Genomic DNA, 17411 nt, shown 5'->3' with positions numbered 1-17411 from the left:
GCAGCAGACCGGTCGCGTCCCGCCGGGTCACCGGGACCCGGCGGAGTCACCGTCAGGCCGTGTGGAGGGTCAGCCCGTACCGGTTGAGGATCTCGTTGATCGGCTGGTGCCAGGTCTCACCACCGCTGCTGCAGTTGCCCCAGCCGCCCGATGTGACGCCCTGCGCCTGGTCGCCGCTGATGAACGAGCCGCCGGAGTCGCCCCCTTCGGCGCAGACGCTGGTCTTGGTCATCTGGTGGACGGCGCCCTGGCTGTAGTTCACGGTCTCGTTCTTGGCGAGGACGTTTCCGCAGTGCCAGTGGGTGGTGGAACCCGAGCGGCAGATCGAGGCGCCGATCGGGGCCTCGTTGGAGCCGCGGACCAGCTGGTCGGAGACGGTGCCCCAGCCGAGGACCACGGGGACGGTCCACCAACCGCTGCCCACGTTCACCCAGGCGTAGTCGTTGTCGGGGAAGGACGAGCCTTGGAAGGAGCCGATGGCCGAGCCGTCCCAGCCCCTGACAGCTCCGCCCGCCTGGCCGCAGTGGCCCGCCGTGACGAAGCCGCCGTGCACGGAGAAGCCTATGGAGCAGCGGACGTTGCCGGTGTAGTACGGGTCGCCGCCGACCGTTCCCGCGGCGAAGGTCTGCGGTGCCTCGGCGGTCTGCTTCACGGTGACGGGGCCGGCCTCGCGCGCCTTCGCGACGAACGCTCGGACATCGTTGTCACCCTGCTCGGAGGCGACGACGTTCACGATGACGCTGTTCGCCCGGGGGTCGACGTGCCAGCTGCTCACGCCCTTGGGTGCGGAGAGTGCGTCCAGCCGGTTCTTCACGGCGTCGAGCTCCCGCGCCGTGCGGTCGACCACCCGCACCTCCGCGCCGGTCGCACGGACGGCACCCGCCTTGGCGCTGTCCGTGACGGCGACCGTCAGCCGGCCGTTGCCCGCGTCGAACCAGGAGCCGCCGAACGACACCCCGGCCGCCCTCTGCGCCGTTCCCTGCAGGGCCGTCGCCTTCTTCTCCGCGGTGAGCCGCGCCTCGGCCTGATCCTTCGTCAGCCCTAGGTCGCGTTGCATGGCCGTGATGATCCCGGCCGACGCCTGGGGTTCGGCGGAGGGGTGGGAGTCGGCCGCGGCGGCCTGGGTCAGACCGGCGGTCGCCCAGGTGCCGATGATGAGCAGTGCGGAGAGACCCGTCCGCACCATCGTCGTATGTCTCAAGGGAGTGCCCCTTCTGTTGTTCCAGCTTCGTGGGGGTGGAACAGGAAGCATCCGAGAGCCGTCTGAGAGCGCTCTCAGAAGTGCCGCAACGGACTGTAGTCCAGTTCGACAGGCAGGTCCATGCCAATGACGGTCCGCGGATTCGTCGTCGGCTCCGCAGGATCAGGGTGCGAGCAGCGGAAGCCCGGCGGCCTGCCACGGCGCCCGGAAGGCGTCCCAACGGCCGCGGTTGCCCTCCGGCGAGGTGTCCCAGATCCGTACGGCGCCACCGGGGGCGGAGGTGACCTGCGGCCAGCCGGGGTCGCCGGTGGCGGCGAAGGCCGCCCATGCGTGCGTCATGCGCCCTGCGAGTTCACGGTCGGCGGCGTTCGGAGGTCCTCCTATGAGGAAGTGGACGGTCTCGTCCTCCACGGTGCCGAAGGCGAACGGGATGTCCGCGCAGTGCCAGGCCCTGACCGGCTCCCCGCGGCCGTCGCGCTGCCGGACGAAGCGGGAGAGGTAGGCCCGTCCGCCCGCCCGGGCGTGGAGCTCCGCCAGCCTGCTGCTGTACTCCCCGAACAGCAGGTCCCCGTACACGGCCAGGTAGACCTCGTTCACGGAGGCCTCGGGCATCAGCACACGGTAGGCGTCCAGCAGGGACCGCGGGAGCTGGTGGTCGGAGGCGAACACGGCAAGCCGCTGCTCCGTGGTCACTCGCGCGCAGCTGCCCACGGCGTCCAGCAGCCAGTACTCCTCAGGAGTGTGGCAGACCATCAGGTCCACCTCGCGGGCCGCTCCCGCGGCACACGCCGTGAGGGGGTCGACGGGCAGTCCGGCCACACCCGCCACCGGTCCGTAGATCGCGGGGTCGTAATGGCGGTGCCCCGACGCGGGGTCGCGCCGGTAGTTCTCCGCCACCTGGTCGGAGGCGTCGACGAGGGCTTTCGGGGAGGCCGACGCCAGCCCGTCGTACGTGGCGGGGACGCCGGCCGCCGCGGCCACCTCCCCCGTGGTGCGGGCCGCGGACTCCGGGGTGGCGCAGGCGTTCACGGCGCTGTGCGCGATGGCACGGCGGAACAGGCCACGCGCCCCGTCCATCGCCATCAGGCAGGCGACCGAGGTCGCTCCCGAGGACTGACCGGCCAGGGTGACCCGGCCGGGGTCGCCGCCGAACGCGGCGATGTTGTCCCGCACCCACCGCAGAGCGGCGATCTGGTCGAGCAGCCCCCGGTTGTCCGGACAGGGTTCCTCACCGTCGGTGGGCGGGACGTGGCCGAACCCTTCGAAGCCCAGACGGTAGTTGAGGGTGACGACCACGAGTCCGCGGCCGGCCAGGGCCGTCCCGTCGAAATCCGGTTGGGCGGAGGAGCCGAAGACGTAGGCGCCGCCGTGGATCCAGACGAGCACGGGAAGCGTCTCGCCGCAGTCGGCCGGAGTCCAGATGTTGAGGCTGAGGATGTCCTCGTCCCCCGGTGACCAGACCGGTGATCCGGGTAGCTCGGCCGACTGGGGAGCGACGGGCCCGAACGCGGCGCAGTCCCGGATTACCTCCCAGGGGGCGGCAGGGCGCGGGGCGCGGAACCTGTCGGCGCCGAAGGGCGGGGCGGCGTACGGGATTCCGCGCAGAACGACGACTCCCGGATCGCGGACGGTACGTTGCCCGGCGACTGCTCCGGCGTTCGTGGTGAACACTCTCATCCTCTTTCCCCCGTTCCGCCCCTGCCTGGGGCGCGGGATCAGCCTCGCACTCGACGGGCGGCCCCGGCCAACACCTGAATCGCATCGACTGACGCACCCCTGATGTGAATCAGTCGGGGGATCCACGGCCTGTCGGCCATGGATCGACGCCCACGTGCGCCGATCCTGGAAGGGCCCGCCCCGATCCGCCGTCCAGGAAGCTGGGTGACACCATGACGACCGACCCGTCGCAGGCAGCCGGCGTGCACGTACCGGATACGAGGCTGGCGGTCGAGGCGACCGAGCTGGTGCGCGACACGACCGACGAGCTCGTCTACCACCATTCCCGCCGGGTCTTCCTCTTCGGCGCCCTGCGGGGCCGCCGCCGGGATCTCTCGTTCGATCCGGAACTGCTGTACATCGGCGCCATGTTCCACGACCTGGGCCTGGGTGAGAACTTCCGCTCCAGCGGCCGGCGCTTCGAGGTGGACGGCGCGGACGAGGCGCGCCGCTTCCTGCAGTCCCACGGGGTGCCCGAGGACAGCGTGCGGCGGGTGTGGACGGCCATCGCCCTGCACACCACGCCCGGCATCCCGGCCTTCATGGATCCCGAGGTGGCGCTGGTGAGCGCCGGGGTGGAGTACGACGTGCTGGGCATCGGTTACGAGGACGTCTCCGACGCCGACCGCGCCGCTGTCGTCGCGCTCCATCCACGACCGGACTTCAAGCGGCGGATCCTCGCCGCGTTCACCGAAGGGATCCGCCCGAAGCCGGAGACGACCTTCGGCAACATCAAGGCCGACGTTCTCCAGCACTACGTTCCCGGCTTCGAACGCGGGGACTTCGTACGCGCCGTTCTCGAATCGCCGTGGCCGGAGTGACGGGTCCGCGCACCGGGCGCCCGACCCGTCCGTGGAGGAATCGATGATGCGCAAGGCCGGATCGGAGTGATCGTCATGACCGGGGACAGAGCGGAAATGCTGGAACGCCTCGATGTCTTCGTGGGTGAGTGGGTCCTGGAAGCGCGCTTTCCCGGCGACCAGCCGTCGACACCCGCCCCCGGAGGGGACGGTCCGATGGCACGCAGCCGGTTCGAATGGGCACTGGACGGTCAGGTCCTCGTGCAGCGCACCGAGATCCCCGCCCCCACGGCACCCGACGGCCTGATGATCGTACGAGCCGACCCGGGGACCGGCTCGTACACACAGCACTACTTCGATTCACGCGGCGTGGCCCGCCTGTACTCGATGAGCTTCGACGGCGGGGTGTGGACGCTCACCCGGGAGTCGCCCGACTTCACGCCCCTGGAATTCCGCCAGCGTTTCACCGGCACGTTCAGCGAGGACACCGACACCATCACCGGTGGCTGGGAGGTCCGCTTCGACGGCGGCGAGTGGGAGCACGACTTCGCCTTGACCTACCGCAGAGCGGGCTGATCCCGTTCCACCCGGACATCGGCGATTTCCCGCACGGTGGCCATGTCGCTGAAGGGCAGCAGGGCGTCACCGACGATCTGGTAGGGCTCGCTGCCCTTGCCGGCGATCAGGACGATGTCCTCGGGTCCGGCCTCGGACAGGGCGAAGGCGATGGCCCGGCGGCGGTCGGCGAAGCGTTCGTACGGGGTGCCGGTCTCCGCGATGCCCGGGACCACCTGGTCCAGGATCGCCTCGGGGTCCTCGTTGCGCGGGTTGTCCGAGGTCGGAACGCACAGGTCGGAGTGTGTCCCGGCGATCGTCCCCATCTCGGCACGCTTGGTGGTGTCCCTGTCCCCGCCGCAGCCGAAGACGGTGATGACCTTGGCACGGGCGAAGCCTCGGATGGTGCTGAGGACCTTGTTCAGGGAGTCCGGGGAGTGGGCGTAGTCCACGATCACCGAGGTGCCGGCGACGGTCGTGACACGTTCGAATCGGCCCGGGATCTGCGGCATCCGTTCGAGTGCGGAGACCAGCCCGGCAAGACCGTGCCCCATGGTGTGGCAGGCCGCCACCGTGGCCAGCGCGTTGGACACGGAGAACCTGCCGGGTGCGGGAATGGCGGCCGGGTATTTGCGGCCGTCGTGATGCAGCGTGAAGCGGGTGCCCGAGGCGTCGACGACCAGATCGGTGGCCCGGTAGTCGGCCGCGGTGTCGAGGGCGTACGTGGTCACCGCGCCGGGCATCATCGCGCCGATACGGGCCCCCACAGGGTCGTCGGCGTTGACCACGGCGTGCTTGCACAGCCCTTGGAAGAGCCGGAGCTTGGCGTCCCTGTAGTTGTCCATCGTGCCGTGGTCGTCCAGGTGGTCCTGGCTCAGGTTGGTGAACACCCCCACGTCGACGAACGTACGGTCGACCCGGTGGGTCAGCAGGCCCATGGACGTGGCCTCCAGCACCACGGTGCCCACCCCGCGATCACGCATCTGCCCCAGCAGGTACTGCAGGTCGGGGGATTCCGGTGTGGTCAGCACGGTCCGGGGCATCGGAATCACCTCGTCGCCGATGCGGCTTCCGGCCGTGCCGATGACTCCGGCCCTCGCCCCCTCGGAGATCCGCAGCACGGATTCGACCATGTACGAGACCGAGGTCTTCCCGTTGGTGCCGGTGATCGCCACCATGTTCATCCGCCGCCCCGGCTCGCCGTAGTAGCGGGAGGCGGCGACGGCGGCCGTACTGCGGGTGTCCGGCACCTGTACGACACAGACGTCCCCCGCTGCCGCGGGCAGTACGCAGCCGTCCTCCACCACGACCGCCACCGCGCCCCGGGCGACGGCGGGGGCGACCGCACCGGGGCCGCCCTCCAGGTGTCCGGGCACCGCGATGAACAGCGACCCCGGCACCACCCGGTCCACGTCGAAGGCCGTTCCGGCGGTGACGTGCGTCTTCTCCGGGTCGCCCTGGAGGATGTGGTGGTTCTGTCCGGCCAGCAGCTCGCTCAGCTTCAAGATGGTCCCTTCGAGGGTGGCTCGAGCCGTGGTGCGGCCGTCGCCGGAACGCCGCGACGGCGGTGCGCCGATGCAGCGGTGGTGAAGTGGAGCGCGTGCGACGTACGAGGTGGAAGCGGGGCCCGATGTGATCGGTGGGGCGTGGACGCACGGCCGGGAGACGGGACGATGCGTCGCCCCGGGAGCGCTAACCGCTGAAGGTCGCTAGCCGTGCCCGTGCAGGGCGGTACGGCAGCTTGCGAGCACACCGGGGGCAGCCTGGTGCAGGCACTTCCCTATGACGCCGGTGTGACCCATGGGGCCGAGTGTACGTCCGGACGGGTGGTCCGGATTCCGCTTCATGGGCGTACGGCAGCTCCCCACCTCGTCGACGCACCGAGCAGCGACACCGTGAACGGGTGCCGGGGAGCATTCAGGATCTGCTCCCTGGGGCCCTCCTCGACCACCTCTCCGCCGTCCAGCACGGCCACGCGTGTGGCCGGTGCCGCGGTGTCGAGGTCGTGCGTGATCAGCACGACGGCCGGACCGTCCTGACGGCGGACCAGCAGGGCGAGCAGGTCCAGCAGGGAGCGCCGGGTCACCGGATCGAGTCCCGAGGTGATCTCGTCGCAGACCAGCACCCGGGGCCTCGCGAGGAGCGCCCTGGCGAGGGCCGCGCGCTGGAGTTCGCCGCCGGACAGGCGGCCCGGCAGCCTGAGGACGAGCCCGTCGTCCAGTCCGAGGTCCGTCAGGACCCGCCGGGCCTCCGCCGCCGCCTCCTGGCGTTCGGCGCCGTGCAGGCGTACCGCTGTGCGGGCCACCTGGTCCAGGACGGGCCGGTGTTCGTCGAAGGCTGCCCGCGCGTCCTGGAAGACGTACTGCACGGCGGCGAGCTGCTCACGGCTGCGGTCCCGCAGGCTGCGGGGCAGCGCCTTGCCGTCGAGCAGGACCTGCCCGGTGTGGTCGCGGTGGAGGCCGGCGAGGCAGCGGGCCAGGGTGGTCTTGCCGCTGCCCGAGCGTCCGACGACGGCGAGGCATTCGCCGCTGCGGAGGGAGAGCCCGTCCACGCTCAGCACCGGGACGCGGGCGCCGCCGTTCCTGTGGCGGGCGGTGAGTCCGCTGATCGTCAGCAGCTCCGCACCGGTGCGCTCGGGGTCCGCGTACGGGAGGGTCCGAGGTTCGACGAGGAGCTCCCTGGTCCACGGGTGCGTGGGGGCGTCCAGGATCCGGTGGGCCGGACCCTGCTCCACCACCCGGCCGCCGCGCATCACCAGGACCTCGTCGGCCAGTTCGCGTACGACGTCGAGGTCGTGGCTGAGCAGCAGCACGGCGATCCCCCGGCCCGCCACCGCCGCGAGCTGGTCGACGATACGCCGCTTGGTCAGGGCGTCCTGCCCGGTGGTGGGTTCGTCCGCGACGATGACGCGGGCACCGAGGAGCAGCGCCTGTGCCAGGACGACACGCTGCTGCTGGCCTCCGGACAGCTGGTGCGGGTAGCGGCTCAGCACCTCGTCGGTGCCGTCGAGCTGGGCATCGGCGAGAGCTTCGTCGACCCGCTGCCGTGCCGCGGCGCGACGCTGCGACCGGGGCAGGTCCCGCACCTGCTGCCGCGCGATGTCCCGCAGGAGGGACCCGGTGCGGCGGGCGGGGTTGAGGACGGCCGCGGGGTGCTGGGGGACGTAGCCGATCCGGGTGCCGTGCACGGCCACCTCGCCCGTCACCCTCGCGCCGGCGGGGAATTCACCGAGCAGGGCGAGACCGGTCGTGGTCTTGCCGCTGCCGGAAGCGCCGACCAGGGCGGTCACGGTGCCGGGGCGGATCCGGAGCGAGACCCGGTCGACGAGCGCCCGCCCGTCGACCTCGACGGTCAGTCCGGTGACGGCGGCGATCACAGGGTTCTCATTCATGGGCGACGGCCCTTCCGGGGAGGGGTGCGGTTCTCCATGGCCGCGTCGACGAGCAGATTGCTGCCCATGGTCAGTGCGACGATGAGCAGGGCGGGTACGACGACCGCCCAGGGCTGGATGAGCAGTCCGGTGCGGTTGCGGTCCACCATCACGGCCCAGTCGGCGGCATCGGGGGCGACTCCGATGCCCAGGAAGGCCGCCGTGGCCACCAGGTAGAGCACCCCGGTCAGCCGGATCCCCGCGTCTGCGGCCAGCGTGCGCAGGATGGACCGCCCCACGTATCCGACGGCGAGGCGCCACCAGCTCTCTCCCTGCATACGCAGCGCCTCCACAGCGGGCCGGGACGCCGCCTCCGCGGCGGCCGCGCGCACGATCCGGGCCGCGTCCGGTATCGAGACGAAGGCCACCAGCAGCGCGAGTCCCGCCGCTCCGGGCGGGAAGGCCGCGGCGACCAGCAGGATCATGAGCAGCGAGGGAACGGCGAGCAGCACATCCAGTGGCCGCATCAGCACTTCCTCCAGCCACCTTCGGTGGGTGAGCGCGCTGATCAGCCCGAGTGGCAGTGCGACGAGGTACGCGAGAGCCGTGGCCGCCAGCGCGACGAGGACCACGGGCCGCCCGCCGAGCAGCACCTGGTGCACGACGTCCCGGCCGACGAAGTCCGTGCCGAGCCAGTGGCCGCCGCCGAGGGTGAAGGAGGCGGCGCGGGCCGAGGGCTCCCCCACGAGGAACGGCCCGGCCAGGGCGAGGCCTAGCGGGACCGCGGCGACGGCTGCCCCTGGGCCGTATCTGCGGAGCCTCTTCACGCCGCCACCCCCGAGCGTGGTGCGAGCCGGTGGGTGACGAGGTCGGCGCCGAGGTTGAGCACGACGGTGGCGAGGCCGAAGACCACCGCGAGTCCCTGCACGACGGGGATGTCGCGGTCGGCCACCGCGTTCATGAGGAGGGTGCCGAGTCCGGGGATCACGTAGAGGGCCTCCACGACGATGACGCCGCACAGCAGCCAGTCGATGGTGCGGGCGAGCTGCTGGGTGGCGGGGGCGAGGGCGTTGGGCAGGGCGTGCCCGTAGCGGAGGCGTGCCCCGGGAATTCCGTAACGCTTGGCATGGGCGGTGTACGGGGCTGCGAGCGCCTCGATCATGCCGGCCCTGACCAGCCGGGCCAGCGAGCAGACGGGCCGGGCGAGCAGGACCAGGACGGGCAGGACGAGCACGGCGGGATGTGCGAGCAGACCGGTGCCGTGGCCGACGGCGGTCGGCGGGAGCCAGCCGAGCCGCAGGGCGAAGACGCTCACCAGCAGTACTCCGAGGGCGAATTCGGGAACGGCGTAGACGCCGAGGGTGGCGGAGCTGATCAACCGGTCGGTGAACCGCCCTTCGTGGCGGGCGGCGAGTACACCGAGGCCCACCCCCACCGGGACCAGGATCAGGACCGCGACCGTGGCGAGGAGCAGGGTGGGGCCGAAGCCGTCCGCGAGGAACCCGGCCACCGGCCGTCCGGAGGTGAGGGAGGTGCCGAAGTCGCCGTGCAGCAGCCCCATGACCCAGTCGGCCAGCCGCTCGTGGGCGGGCCGGTCGAGCCCCATCGCCTCACGGACGGCCACGATGCGCTGCGGATCGGGCTGGTCTCCGGCGAAGGCCACCGCGGCGTCGCCCGGCAGCGCCTCGGTGAGCGCGAAGACCAGCAGCACGACGGCCGCCGTCTGTACGACGCCGAGGAACACTCGCCGGGCGATCCAGGAACGCAGTCCGTTCACGCCAGCCAGACCTTGTCGAAGCGCGCCCAGTCCAGGGTGTTGGCGGGTGCTTCGCGGGCGACGCCCCGCAGGGAGGGTGCGGTGCCGAGGATCCAGTCACCGAAACCCCAGACGAGGAAGCCTCCTTCGGCGTGCAGCTGTCGCTGCATCCGCCCGTAGAGGGCGGCCCGGGCCTTCTTGTCCTTGGTGGACTGGGCCTGTTGGTAGAGCGCGTCGAAGGTCTTGTCCTGCCATTTGGTGGCGTTGGTGGTGGAGTCGGTGAGCAGCCGCTGGGAGATGTGGGACTCGATGGGCATGGCTCCGGACCGGTAGCAGCACAGGGTGCCGGAGTCGAGGATGTCCTTCCAGTAGGAGTCCTTGCTGCCCATCCGTACGTCGACGGTCACTCCGGCGCGTGCCGCCTGGTCGCGGAAGATCCCGGCGGCCTCGGTGAAGCCCGCGGCGACGGCGGAGGTGTCGAGGGTGACCTTCAGACCTTCGGCGCCGGCCTGCTTCAGGAGGTGGCGCGCGCGGTCGATGTCCTGTTCGCGCTGAGGGAGTTCGTCCGCGTAGTACTCGTATCCCTTGCCGAAGAGGTCGTTGCCGGTCTCGCCCGCGCCGGAGAGGGCGCCGTTCACCAGTTCCTCGCGGTCGGCGATGAGGAAGAACGCCTCGCGGACCCGGGGGTCGTCGAAGGGAGGGCGGTCGGTCTTCATGGCGAAGGCCTGCATGGCGCTGTTCCGGAGCCGGACGATCTCGATGCCGCCCGCCTTCTCGTGGGCGCGTCCGGTGGCGGGGTTGAGCTCGTGCGCGTACTCGATCTGGCCGCCGAGGAGGGCGTTGATCCGGGCGGACTCCTCGTTGGCCACGATGAATTCGAGCTCGTCCAGGTGCGGGGCCCCGTCCCAGTGGGCGTCGTGGCGCCGCAGGACGGTGGAGCGCCCGGGGGCGAAGGAGACGAACCGGAAGGGGCCGGAGCCGATCGGCTCGCGGTCGAACTCGGTGGCGCCGTCCTGGACGATGTAAGTCCCGAAGGCGGCCAGCACGTTGGGGAATTCGGCCGTCGGCCGCTTGAGCACGAACTCGACGGTCCGCTCCCCCGTCGCACGGCTCGCCTTCAGGTCGATGGGTTCCAGGGACGCACGGGCGCGGTACGCCTTGCGGGGATCGGCGATGCGCCGGTAGCTGTACAGGACGTCTGCGGCGGTCACCGGCTTCCCGTCGTGGAACTCCGCCTGCCTCAGCGTGACGGTCCAGCGGTCGAGGCCGTCGTTCGGCTCCCATTTCCCGGCCAGTCGTGGCACCGCGGACAGGTCGGCGCCGTAGTCGGCCAGCTTGTCGAAGAGCGCCTTGCTCCGGGCGGCGTCGGCGAAGAGGTTCCCCAGGTGCGGGTCGAGGGTTTCGCTCGCGCCGCCTCCGGCGAAGGCGGCGCGCACCCGTCCGCCGCGCCGGGGAGTGCCGTCCCCCTTGCCGGCGGCTCCGGTGGCGGTGGGCCCGGAGCATCCGGCGAGCGCGAGTGCGCCGAGTCCGGCCGCTCCCCCGGCCGCGGCGAGGAAGCCGCGCCTGCGCAGGCCGGGGAAGCGTTCGTGTCTGTCGGCTGATGCGGTCATGGCTGTTCTCCTGTTGCTGGGTGTGCTGAGTTGCCGGCGGATGGCATGGCCGGCTTCCTGACGGGCTTCTCGGCGGATCGCGCGACCGGTTTCCCGGCGGACTACCTGACCGGCTTGCGGGCGACGAGGTGGAGCCGGTCGCCGTCGGCGGCGGTACCGGGTTCGGCGCCCGGCTGCCAGGCCGGTTCGGTGCGTGGTCCGGGGCCGTCGTACAGGGCGAGGACATCGAATCCGTGGACGGTGAGGAAGTGGCGCAGTTCCTGGGGCAGGAGCAGCCGCCACGCGGAGTGCTCCTCGACGGGCGGGCTGCCGTCGTCGGCGGTCCAGCCGCGGGTGCGCCGCAGAAGCTGGGCGGCGCGGTCGACGCGCAGTGCGGTGGTCGAGCTGTACGTCGTGCCGTGCCAGGTGAAGCGGGATACGGCGGGCGCGGTGGGAGGTTCGTCCCGGCCGAGGAAGTACGCGCCGTTGCGCATCTCCGCGACCAGCAGGCCGCCGGGCACCAGAGCGCGGCGGCAGGAGGCCAGGAATCCGTCGAGCTGCTCGTTCGAATGGCAGTACAGCAGTGCACTGTCCAGGCACACCACGGCGTCGAAGGCCCGCTGACCGAAATCGAACCGGCTGAGATCGGCCTGTACGTACACCGGCCCCGGGTGGTGGGCGCGGGCGTGGGCGAGCATGGTGCCGGAGAGGTCGGCGGCTGTGACACGTCGTCCGGCGCCGTGGAGGCAGGCCGCGTCCCGGCCGGTCCCGCAGCCCAGGTCCAGGACGGCCGGGCCGGCGCCGTACCGGCACAGGAGGTCCTCCGCCCAACGGCCGGCGAGGCGTTCGGGGTCGGGGAATCTGGCCTCGTACAGCTCCGGGCGGTCGGTGAGCAGATTCCCCGTCAGGTGGTTCATGCCGTCACCGCCACGGGGGCGGGCCGTGTCCCGGGCAGGGTGCCGGTGCGCTGCAACCAGCTCAACGCGGCGGCCGAGACAAGGCCCGCCGCCAGGCAGCAGGCCCACGGGAGCAGTGCGGCCGCGCTGTTGTCCCCGCCGCGCCGGGCGGCGTCCATGGCCAGGCCGACGACGGCGTTGCCGAGAGCCGCGGCGATGCCGGAGACCGCGTAGAAGATCCCGAAATACGTGCCCGTCAGGGCCTGCCTCCCGAAGCCTGGGATCAGCTCCATGACGAAGGGCTGCGCGACCATGACTCCCAGGTGGAGCAGGAGGGCTCCGGCCAGCACGGGCAGGGCGCGCAGCGTGGCGCTCAGGGTTCCGTCCGGGGGTGCGTCTGTACCGGCGACGAGCATCGGCGGTACGAAGGCCAGCCCCATCAGCACCAGTCCGGTGGCGATCCAACGACCCCTGGTTCCACGTCCCTTCAGTGCGCGGGTGATCCGCAGCTGGAAGGCGATGCCCGCGATCGTCCCCACGAGGAAGACGAGTCCGGCGGCGCCGTCCCAGCCGGTGGCCTGCCGGGCGCCGGCGGGCAGCAGCAGATAGAGCTGGTTCTCCAGGGTGAACATGCCGACCATGGCCAGCGCGAAGGCTACGAAGGCACGGTTGCCGACGGCCTCACGCCAGTCGGCGGTGACGCTGCCCGTGGCCGGTGGCACGTGCCTGGTGGGGAGCACCAGGGCCTGGGCGACGGTGAGCAGGGCGAAGATTCCGGCGGCGGTGAGCGCGGAGGCCCGGAAGTCGACGAGAAGCAGGGCGCTGCCCAGGAGGGGACCGATGAGCGCGCCGGTTGTCGCGAAGACGTTGAAAAGGGCGAACGCCTCGGCCCTGCGTTCGCCTGCCTCCTGGGCGAGATAGGTGCGGACGGCGGGGTTGAACAGGGCGCCCGCCACCCCGCTGAGCACGGACGCGGCGATCAGTACGGGAAGGCCGTCGCCGAGCGCGAAGAGGGCGAAGCCGGCGGTGCGTATCGCGCAGCCGGCGATGATGACGCCGCGGGCGCCGAGCCGGTCGGCGGCGGAGCCGCCTATGAGGAAGAGTCCCTGCTGGCTCAGGTTGCGTACGCCTAGGACGATGCCGACGACCGCCGCCGACATGCCCAGGTCGTCGCCGAGGTGGGTGGCCAGGTAGGGGATGAGCAGGTAGAAGCCTGTGTTGACGCCGAGTTGGTTGACCAGCAGTACGCGGATGGCGAGCGGGAATCCGCGGATCTCGTGCCAGGTCCTCATGAGGCCGCGCTCCGGGCCCCGGCTGCGGCGCGGAGGTGTACTCCCAGCCCCGGCCGCCCGTTGGCCGCGACGAATCCGTCTTCGCCTCCGATGCCTGTCCAGGGGTCGTGGGCGAGCAGGAGGTGCCCGTCGAGGTCGGTCCAGCGGGCGCGGTCGGCGATATGGACGGCGGGGGCGATGCCGAGGGTGCTGGCGGTCAGGCAGCCGAGCATCAGGTCTGTGCCACTGCCCTCGATCAGGGCGGCGATACGGAGAGCGGCGTGGACGCCGCCGCATTTGGCGAGTTTGACGTTGATCCCGTGGACGCGTCCGGCGAGCCGCCGCGCGTCCTCGTAGGTGACCGCGTCCTCGTCCGCGATGACGGGCACGGGTGAGCGGGCGGCGAGCCGCGCGAGAGCTTCCGGGTCGCCGGGTGCGATCGGCTGTTCCACCGCCTCGATGCCCATATCGGCGAACCGGGGCAGGAGTGTGCGTGCCTGGTCCGCCGACCAGGCCCCGTTGGGGTCGAGGAGGAGCCGGGCGGCCGGGGCCGCGGCGCGGACGGCGCGCACCCGGTCCAGATCGGCTTCCTCGTCCCGGTCGCCCGCCTTGATCTTGATCACGGAGAAACCGGCCCCGGCCAGTCCGCGGGCCTGGGCGGCTGCCCGCCCCGGGGAGGTGAGGGAGATCGTGCGGGCGGTCGCGGCCTTCGGCGCCACGGGTGCCCCGAGGAAACGGTGCACGGCGGTGGCGGTGCGCTTGCCGACCAGGTCGAGGAGCGCCGCCTCGGTGGCGGCGGTCACGGCGGCCGGGGTGCCGGGCGCCGTGAGTTCGCCTTCGCGCAGGGCGTGCAGCGCGGTCTCCGGGCCGGGGAAGCGGGTGATCCGCTCACCGGTCCGGGTGGCGAGGCGTTCCAGGGTGGGGGTGTCGAGACCGTAGAAGACGCTGGTGACGGCCTCACCATGTCCGCTGAGCCCTTCGTGTTCGACGGTGAGGCGTACGGCGTCGCGGGCCGTCATGGTCGATCGCGAGATGCGCAGCGGCTCGGCGAGAACGAGCCGCACGGTGTGCTGGGTGAACTTCACGGCTGCCTCTCCAGGTGTTCCGCCAGCGGATCGATGACGGTGGTGCACCGGGCCCAGCCACCGGTCTGCCGGGCGCGTGGGTGCGGGATGTCGACGGGCTGCCCTGCCGCGAGGTCGGGGTCCAGGTGGTGGGCGGTCATGAAGTCGTCGTCGTAGACGGTGCCGAGGTAGCGGTGGGGCCCGTCCGGGAAGACGGTGGCGACGGCCGCCCCGGGGTGGGTGCGGGCGGCCCACGCGGCGACGCGTGCGACGGCTCCCGTGCTCCAGCCGCCGCTGACGAAGTTGCCCCGGGCGAGCCGCCGGCAGGCGTCGGCGGCCTCGGCCGGGCCGATCCAGTGGACCTCGTCGAAGGCGTCGTAGGCGACGTTGCGCGGATGGATACTGCTGCCGAGACCGCGCATCAGCCGGGGCGCCGCCTCTTGCCCGAAGATGGTGGATCCGGTGGAGTCGACGGCGACGAGGCGCAGGCCGGGCCAGTGCCTGCGCAGCGGTCCGGCGATCCCGGCGCTGTGCCCTCCCGTGCCGACGCTGCAGACGAGGATGTCGAGGTGGTCGAGCTGAGTGGCCAGTTCGGCTGCGAGCGACGCGTAACCGGCCGTGTTGTCCGGGTTGTTGTACTGGTCGGGCCAGTACGCGCCGGGCAGCCGGGCGAGCAGGTCGTGCAGCCTCTCCAGTCGGGCTCCCTGCCAGCCGCCGCGCGCTGCGGGCCGGTCCACCAGCTCAAGGCGCGCTCCGTACGAGCGGAGCAACTGCCGCATGGAGGGCTCCAGTTCACTGTCGCCGACGAGCACGACGGGGTGCCCGAGGGCCTGTCCGGCGAAGGCGAGCCCCATGCCGAGCGTGCCGGAGGTCGATTCCACGACCGGTGCGCCGGGGAGCAGTTCCCCGCGCTCCTCGGCGCCGAGGAGCATCGAGACGGCGGCCCGCGCCTTCATTCCGCCGACGGCGTGCCCTTCGAGCTTGGCCCAGAAGCCCGGGTGGGACAGGGGCAGTGCGGTGGTGATCCTGGCCAGCGGGGTGCGGCCGAGGAGGGCGAGGAGCTCGCGGTTGGGCGCGAGGGCGGGCAGGGATGCCGTGGTCACGAGGTGCCTCCGTCGTCCGCGCGGTAGCGGTGGACGGCGCCCGGTCCGCCGTCGAGCCAGAAGAAGGGATACGGCTCCGCGCACACCGCGGTCACCCCGGCGTCCAGGAAGCGGGGCAGGACCGCGCTCCCGGTCTGGGCGAACATGACCAGCGGCTTCCGGTGCTCCCGGGCGCTCCGGCGCAGCGGGTCGAAGGTCCCGTTGCCGAGCGTCATGCCGGAGGCCAGTACCGCGTCGCAGCGGCCGATCTCCCCGAGTGCGTCCGTGCCGATGGGCTCTCCCCACTCGGTGGTGCCGCCCTTCAGGTCACAGGGGATTCCGATGAGTCCACGCGAACGCAGCTCGGCCAACAGGGAGTTGACGACGCCGACCACCAGGACGTTGCCGCCGGGTGACACGTCCAGCAGGTCGACGACGGCAGCGGCCCGTGCCCGCGAACGCTCCAGCGAGGTTCCGGCGGGGACGGTCACCGGCTGCGCACCGTGGGACGGGGTGTGCGGCGTGACGTCCATCAGATAGGCGTCCAGTGCCGCGACCCGGACCGGCAGCAGGGGGTGGGCGAGGAGCTCGGCCACGTCCGCGCCGGCGCAGTCCTCGGCGGTTCCGGCGGGAAGGGCTCCGGGCTCGACCGCGCACGAGCCGACCGCGCGGCCGAGGCGGAGACTGAGGACCTCGTTGCGGTATCCGCCGCGCCGCCCGTCGTGCCGTGCGGCCTGGGACGTGGTGAAGGCCACGGCGATGCGGCGCGTCAGGGGGGCCGGGCCGAGTTCACCGCGGAGGGCCTGACCGAGGAGGGCGTCGAAGCACGGTGCGAGCGCGCGCGAGGTCGTCGTCATGAGCGCACCAGCAGGGGGCGCACTCCCGCGAGCAGGGTCTCGACGCGCTCCCGGGCACCGGGTCCGGTGGCGTCGCCCGCCATGATGTGCCCGAGGTAGGCGTTGTTGCTGTCCGCGGCCTCGACCGCGCGGCCCGCCTCGGCGAACTGGACCTCCAGCACCCCGTCGGCGTCCCGCACACCGTCGACGCCCTCCACGGACGCGAGCGTTCCCGCGCTGTCGGGGACGAGGAATCCGATGGCCGCACTGAGCAGTCCCGTGTCGCGGCGGCGAAGGTCGGGCTCCCTGCCGAGCGCGACATCGACGCAGGCGAGGGCAAGGTCGATCCCGGTGACATGGCGGACCAGCTCGGTGATGCGGTTGCCCGCGGGGCGGGGATTGACCTCCACGACCCGGGGGCCGTCGGCGGTCAGCTTGATCTCGGTGTGCGCCACGACGTCGTCGAGTCCCAGCGCCGCTCCGGCGCGCAGCGCGGTGCCGGTGGCGGCGGCGAGGTCGTCCGGATCCAGGGCGGCCGGGAACATGTGGCCGGTCTCCACGAAGGCCGGGGCCCCGCCGACGCTCTTGTCCGTCACACCGACGACGTGCGCGACGCCGCGGCAGGTCACGGTCTCCACGCTCACCTCGGGGCCCTGGAGGAACTCCTCGAGCAGGATGTGGGGCGTACGCCGCTGCCCCCTGGCGTTGCGTGGAAAGGCCGCCAGAGCGTTGCAGGCCTCGGCCAGCTGTTCCGCGTCGTCGATCCGGCGCACGAGCATGCCCGCGCAGAGGTCCACCGGCTTGACCACCAGTGGATAGCCGATGTCGCGGGCGGCCACGGCGGCCTCCGCCGCGTCCGCGCACACCGCGAAGCGGGGGCCGGGGATACCGGCGGCAGCCAGGACGCGGCGGGTGGCGTCCTTGCGGCAGGCGTGCTCCATGGCTTCGGCCGAGGGGCCCGGCAGGCCCAGCAGGGCGGCGATCCGGGCGACTGTCGGCAGGTAGTAGTCACAGGACGTGATCACCCCGTCGAATTGCAGAGCCTCGTGCAGCCGCTCGACTTGCGGAAGCAGCGTGTCGACGTCATTGGTGGGCGCGGTGACGACGTTACGGGCGGTGAGCAACGGATGGCCGGTCCCCTCCGGTGCGGATCGGAGGTAGTGGTGCAGGTCGCGGGTGAGGAAGGTGAAGTGGTGCCCTCCCTCCCCCAGCGCCCGTGGCAACAGTCTGCTCATCGATCCGACCCAGCTCTCGACCACCAACAGATGAGCCACG

General features: G+C 71.9%; 15 protein-coding genes. 2 read left to right on the top strand and 13 right to left on the bottom strand.

Features of this window, described 5'->3' with window-relative positions:
- Positions 1 to 52 precede the first annotated feature (52 nt).
- Both ACFWFI_RS03995 and ACFWFI_RS03990 read right to left on the bottom strand, forming a co-directional pair.
- Positions 53 to 1186 (bottom strand): S1 family peptidase, encoded by a 1134-nt coding sequence (locus ACFWFI_RS03995; RefSeq protein WP_387385139.1) that lies wholly within the window; start codon positions 1184 to 1186, stop codon positions 53 to 55.
- A gap of 177 nt (positions 1187 to 1363) precedes the next feature.
- Positions 1364 to 2878, bottom strand: a complete 1515-nt coding sequence (locus ACFWFI_RS03990; RefSeq protein ID WP_387385129.1) for a carboxylesterase/lipase family protein — start codon at positions 2876 to 2878, stop codon at positions 1364 to 1366.
- 212 nt (positions 2879 to 3090) lie between these two features.
- On the opposite strand from ACFWFI_RS03990, the gene ACFWFI_RS03985 reads away from it, so the two are divergent.
- Together ACFWFI_RS03985 and ACFWFI_RS03980 are read left to right on the top strand one after the other, a co-directional pair.
- Entirely contained in the window at positions 3091 to 3738 is a 648-nt protein-coding gene (locus ACFWFI_RS03985) for an HD domain-containing protein (RefSeq protein ID WP_387385127.1), read from the top strand.
- Between the two features lie 75 nt (positions 3739 to 3813).
- Positions 3814 to 4293 carry a hypothetical protein gene (locus ACFWFI_RS03980; RefSeq protein ID WP_387385126.1) on the top strand — a complete coding sequence of 160 codons (480 nt, stop codon included), beginning with the start codon at positions 3814 to 3816 and terminating at the stop codon, positions 4291 to 4293.
- Here ACFWFI_RS03980 and ACFWFI_RS03975 read toward each other — a convergent pair.
- The 11 genes from ACFWFI_RS03975 to ACFWFI_RS03925 form a co-directional block, all read right to left on the bottom strand.
- Positions 4275 to 5777: a UDP-N-acetylmuramoyl-L-alanyl-D-glutamate--2,6-diaminopimelate ligase gene (locus ACFWFI_RS03975; protein WP_387385123.1), complete on the bottom strand. Its 1503-nt coding sequence runs from the start codon at positions 5775 to 5777 to the stop codon at positions 4275 to 4277. The two genes, ACFWFI_RS03980 and ACFWFI_RS03975, sit on opposite strands and share 19 nt — an antisense overlap.
- A 338-nt stretch (positions 5778 to 6115) precedes the next feature.
- Positions 6116 to 7663: an ABC transporter ATP-binding protein gene (locus tag ACFWFI_RS03970; RefSeq protein WP_387385120.1), complete on the bottom strand. Its 1548-nt coding sequence runs from the start codon at positions 7661 to 7663 to the stop codon at positions 6116 to 6118.
- Complete coding sequence (locus tag ACFWFI_RS03965) at positions 7660 to 8469, bottom strand: ABC transporter permease (RefSeq protein WP_387385118.1); 810 nt, start codon at positions 8467 to 8469, stop codon at positions 7660 to 7662. Before ACFWFI_RS03965 ends, ACFWFI_RS03970 begins: the two co-directional genes overlap by 4 nt.
- Entirely contained in the window at positions 8466 to 9419 is a 954-nt protein-coding gene (locus ACFWFI_RS03960; protein ID WP_387385116.1) for an ABC transporter permease, read from the bottom strand. The genes ACFWFI_RS03965 and ACFWFI_RS03960 overlap by 4 nt, the downstream gene beginning before the upstream one ends.
- Positions 9416 to 11008, bottom strand: coding sequence for an ABC transporter substrate-binding protein (locus ACFWFI_RS03955; RefSeq protein WP_387385113.1), 1593 nt, complete (start codon positions 11006 to 11008; stop codon positions 9416 to 9418). The genes ACFWFI_RS03960 and ACFWFI_RS03955 overlap by 4 nt, the downstream gene beginning before the upstream one ends.
- Before the next feature lie 101 nt (positions 11009 to 11109).
- Entirely contained in the window at positions 11110 to 11904 is a 795-nt protein-coding gene (locus ACFWFI_RS03950; RefSeq protein WP_387385111.1) for a class I SAM-dependent DNA methyltransferase, read from the bottom strand.
- Positions 11901 to 13175, bottom strand: a complete 1275-nt coding sequence (locus ACFWFI_RS03945) for an MFS transporter (protein WP_387385108.1) — start codon at positions 13173 to 13175, stop codon at positions 11901 to 11903. The genes ACFWFI_RS03950 and ACFWFI_RS03945 overlap by 4 nt, the downstream gene beginning before the upstream one ends.
- Positions 13172 to 14239: an enolase C-terminal domain-like protein gene (locus tag ACFWFI_RS03940; RefSeq protein ID WP_387385105.1), complete on the bottom strand. Its 1068-nt coding sequence runs from the start codon at positions 14237 to 14239 to the stop codon at positions 13172 to 13174. The genes ACFWFI_RS03945 and ACFWFI_RS03940 overlap by 4 nt, the downstream gene beginning before the upstream one ends.
- Positions 14236 to 15321 carry a PLP-dependent cysteine synthase family protein gene (locus ACFWFI_RS03935; protein WP_387385103.1) on the bottom strand — a complete coding sequence of 362 codons (1086 nt, stop codon included), beginning with the start codon at positions 15319 to 15321 and terminating at the stop codon, positions 14236 to 14238. The genes ACFWFI_RS03940 and ACFWFI_RS03935 overlap by 4 nt, the downstream gene beginning before the upstream one ends.
- On the bottom strand, positions 15318 to 16157 hold the full coding sequence (locus ACFWFI_RS03930; RefSeq protein ID WP_387385100.1) for a Rossmann-like domain-containing protein: 840 nt from the start codon (positions 16155 to 16157) through the stop codon (positions 15318 to 15320). The genes ACFWFI_RS03935 and ACFWFI_RS03930 overlap by 4 nt, the downstream gene beginning before the upstream one ends.
- Positions 16154 to 17410, bottom strand: coding sequence for an ATP-grasp domain-containing protein (locus ACFWFI_RS03925; RefSeq protein WP_387385097.1), 1257 nt, complete (start codon positions 17408 to 17410; stop codon positions 16154 to 16156). Before ACFWFI_RS03925 ends, ACFWFI_RS03930 begins: the two co-directional genes overlap by 4 nt.
- Position 17411: the final 1 nt, after the last annotated feature.

Source organism: Streptomyces sp. NPDC060209, from assembly GCF_042728155.1.
Classification (GTDB): domain Bacteria; phylum Actinomycetota; class Actinomycetes; order Streptomycetales; family Streptomycetaceae; genus Streptomyces.
The sequence above is the reverse complement of the archived record's forward strand: the minus strand, read 5'-3'. Positions and strand labels throughout refer to the sequence as shown.